Annotated in this window: 3 protein-coding genes; all 3 read right to left on the bottom strand. The window is 71.6% G+C overall.

Annotated elements, in window-relative coordinates:
• Positions 1–382: 382 nt before the first annotated feature.
• Complete coding sequence (locus ACTS11_RS00745) at positions 383–1,624, bottom strand: CoA transferase (RefSeq protein ID WP_442638446.1); 1,242 nt, start codon at positions 1,622–1,624, stop codon at positions 383–385.
• Positions 1,621–2,499 carry an FAS1-like dehydratase domain-containing protein gene (locus tag ACTS11_RS00750; protein WP_442638444.1) on the bottom strand — a complete coding sequence of 293 codons (879 nt, stop codon included), beginning with the start codon at positions 2,497–2,499 and terminating at the stop codon, positions 1,621–1,623. Before ACTS11_RS00750 ends, ACTS11_RS00745 begins: the two co-directional genes overlap by 4 nt.
• Positions 2,496–3,153, bottom strand: a 658-nt coding sequence (locus ACTS11_RS00755) for a succinate--CoA ligase subunit alpha (RefSeq protein ID WP_442638445.1), incomplete at its 5' end; no start/stop codon positions are given. The genes ACTS11_RS00755 and ACTS11_RS00750, both read right to left, overlap by 4 nt.

A 3,153-nucleotide genomic window follows, 5' to 3' on the forward strand; every position in this document is an offset into this window, starting at 1 on the left:
GGGGCGCCATCGCCCACCCCACCGCGCGCAAGCCCGCCCCCGCCCTCTCGCGCGCGACCGTGGCCGAGATCGACACCCTCATCGCCCGCCAGGAGGCCCGCCTCGCCGCCCTCGGCTGAACCCCGCCCGCGCCTGCCGCATCCCGCCATCCGGAACGCGCCCCGGCCCCCGCTTCATCTTTCGTCAAATACGCCCTTCGGCGCGAAGCGCCGGCGCCCGCCGGGGTTCGATGCCCCGGCGGGCGCGGTGGTGGGTAGGTTTTTTTGCGCTACCGCCCTTCGGGCTACTTGAGCTCGGGCGATCTTCTTTTTTGCGCTACCGCCCTTCGGGCTACTTGAGCGCGGGCGCTACCGCCCGCCGGGCCCCTGACGCGCGGGCGCGCTCAGGACGCCATCCGCCGTTCCGCCCGCGGGGCCTGGCGCACCACGCCGAGATCGAAGAGCGCGGCGATCTCCGCGTCGGGCAGCCCCGCCACGTCGCCCAGGATCTCCTCGGTATGCTCGCCGAGCGCGGGCGCGCGCACCGGCGCCTCGCGCGCATCGCCCGAGAAGTCCATCGGCGTGCCCGGCACGCGATATACGCCGATCCCAGGCTGCTCCACGCGGCTGAACATCGGGTTGGCGAGCGACAGGTCCGGGTCCTCGGCCAGCGCCCGGCCGAAGTCGCGGAACACCGACCAGGTCACCCCCGCCTCGTCGAACATCGCGCCGAACTCCGCCACCCGCCGCGCCGCGAACCAGGGGCGCAGCACCTCGGTGATCGCCGCCCGGTGGCGCCAGCGCGCGCCCTCCTCCGAGAGGCTCTCGCCGAGCCCCGCCTCGAGCGCGGCCATCTCGGCCTTGGTGCCGGTGACGTTCACGAGCCCCCGCCACTGCCGGTCGGTGAGGCCGATCACCATGACCCGCTCGCCATCCGCGCAGAGGAAGTCCTGCCCGTAGGCGCCATAGAGCGCGTTGCCCGCCTTCTCGCGCACCGTGCCGTTGACCTCGACCTCGCCGATGATCCCGAGATGGCCCAGCATCGCCGCGGCAACGTCCTTCAGTGCGACGTCGACGGCCGAGCCCTGCCCCTTGCGCAGCCGCTTGCGCTCGGCGGCCAGGAGCGCGTTCACCACCATGCCCCCCGCGATGCAGTCCCAGGCGGGCAGGACATGGGCCACCGGCTCCGCCGAGCCCGCGGGCCCGGTCGCATCGGGAAAGCCCAGCGCGGGGTTCACCGTGTAGTCCACGGCGGGCCGCCCGTGCCGGTCGCCGGTCAGCGTCACCATGCAGAGGTCAGGGCGGCGGGCGGACAGCGTCTCGTAGTCCATCCAGCCCCGCACCCGCAGGTTGGTGATGAAGAGGCCCGCATCCTCGCCCGGCGCGGTGATGATCTCCGAGATGATCTCGCGCCCGCGCGGGTGCTTCATGTCGACGGCGATCGAGCGCTTGCCCTTGTTGAGCCCCGCCCAGAACAGGCTCCGCCCGTCGCGCGTCACCGGCCAGCGCGCCGCGTCGAGCCCGCCCTCCAGCCGGTCGAAGCGGATCACGTCCGCTCCCATCTGCGCCAGCGTCATGCCCGCGAGCGGCACCGCGACGAAGGCCGACCCCTCCACGACCCGCATTCCCGAAAGGATGCCCATCAGTTCCACTCCGCCGTTGCCTGCATGCCGAGATAGCCCTCGGGTGCCACCGTGCCCAGGTCCATCGACCGCCCGTCGGCCGAGCGCCTGCCCTGGAGCCTCAGGTCGTGGGTGTGGAACATCGGATGCACGCCGCGGAAGCGGAAGCGGCGGGGCGGCTCGCCCGTGTGCCGCTTGGCCGCCTCCATCAGCATGATCGCCTGCATCGGCCCATGTGTGACGAGGGCGGGATACTTCTCGACCTCCCGCGCATAGGGCAGGTCGTAGTGGATGCGGTGCGCGTTGTAGGTGGCCGCCGAAAACCGGAAAAGCCGCGCCTCGTTGATCGGCACGGTCTCGTCGAAATCGGGCGCCTCCAGTTCGGGGATGCGTTTCGGCGGCGTGTAGCGCTCGGGGATGTGCAGGTAGACGATGTCCTGCTCCTCCTCGAGGAAGGCGCCGTTCTCGCCCTCGACCTGGTGGGCCACGGTGACGAAGACCATGTCGCCGGTGCCCCCGCTCTTCGGCGTCACGGCCTTGATCTCGGACCGGCGGCGCAGCCGCTCGCCGATCCGGAGGCTGCCGTGGAAGCTGAGCCGCCCCGCCGCCCACATCCGCCGCCTGAAGTCGAGCGGCGGCAGGAAGCGGCCGAGCTTGGGGTGCCCGTCCTCGCCGAGCTCGGACAGCGGCACGAACTCGGGGAAGGCCGCCCAGTGCCAGAGCCGCGGCAGCAGCGATCCCCGCCGCGTGTCGCGCTTGAGCGAGAGCGGGTGAGACACCGCGGCGTTGAGCATCCCGGCGAGTTGCGGCGTGAGGCAGCCCCAGCTTTCCTCGGTGCGGCCGATCCAGTCCTCGGCCCGCTTCATCTCGATCATCGGGAAATGCTCCGCCCGGGTCATGCCGCTTCCTTCATGCCGAGGATGCGCGCGACCGTCTCGCCCATGAGCGACGGATTGGGGGCCACCGTGATCCCCGCCTCCTGCAGGATCACGACCTTCTCCTGCGCGCTCTCGCCGAAGGCCGAGATGATCGCGCCCGCGTGCCCCATCTTGCGGCCCTTGGGGGCGGACAGGCCCGCGACATAGGCCGCCACGGGCTTGGTCATGTGGTCGCGGACATAGGCCGCGGCCTCGGCCTCCTGCGGGCCGCCGATCTCGCCGATCATGATGACGGCGTCGGTCTCGGGGTCCTGTTCGAACAGCTCGAGGATGTCGCGGAAGGACGAGCCGTTGATCGGGTCGCCGCCGATCCCGATGGAGGACGACACCCCGATCCCGAGCGCCGACATCTGGCTCGCCGCCTCGTAACCCAGCGTGCCCGAGCGCCCCACGATGCCCACGCGGCCGGGCGTGTAGATATGCGGCGGCATGATCCCCATGAAGCCCTTGCCGGGGCTGATGATCCCCGCGCAGTTCGGCCCGATCAGGCGCATCTTCCGCTCGCGCGGATAGCGGCGGAGGAAGCGCTTGACCTTCATCATGTCCTGCGCGGGCAGCCCGTCGGTGACGCAGGCGCAGGTGCGGATGCCGGCCTCGGCGGGCTCCATCATGGCG

It is taken from the genome of Roseicyclus sp., from assembly GCF_052168335.1.
In the GTDB taxonomy this organism is placed as follows: Bacteria; Pseudomonadota; Alphaproteobacteria; order Rhodobacterales; family Rhodobacteraceae; genus Roseibacterium.

What these genes read in the sequence shown, in the direction of transcription:
- ACTS11_RS00750 (WP_442638444.1), bottom strand. Translation starts at nt 2,499, where the DNA reads ATGACCCGGGCGGAGCATTTCCCGATGATCGAGATGAAGCGGGCCGAG.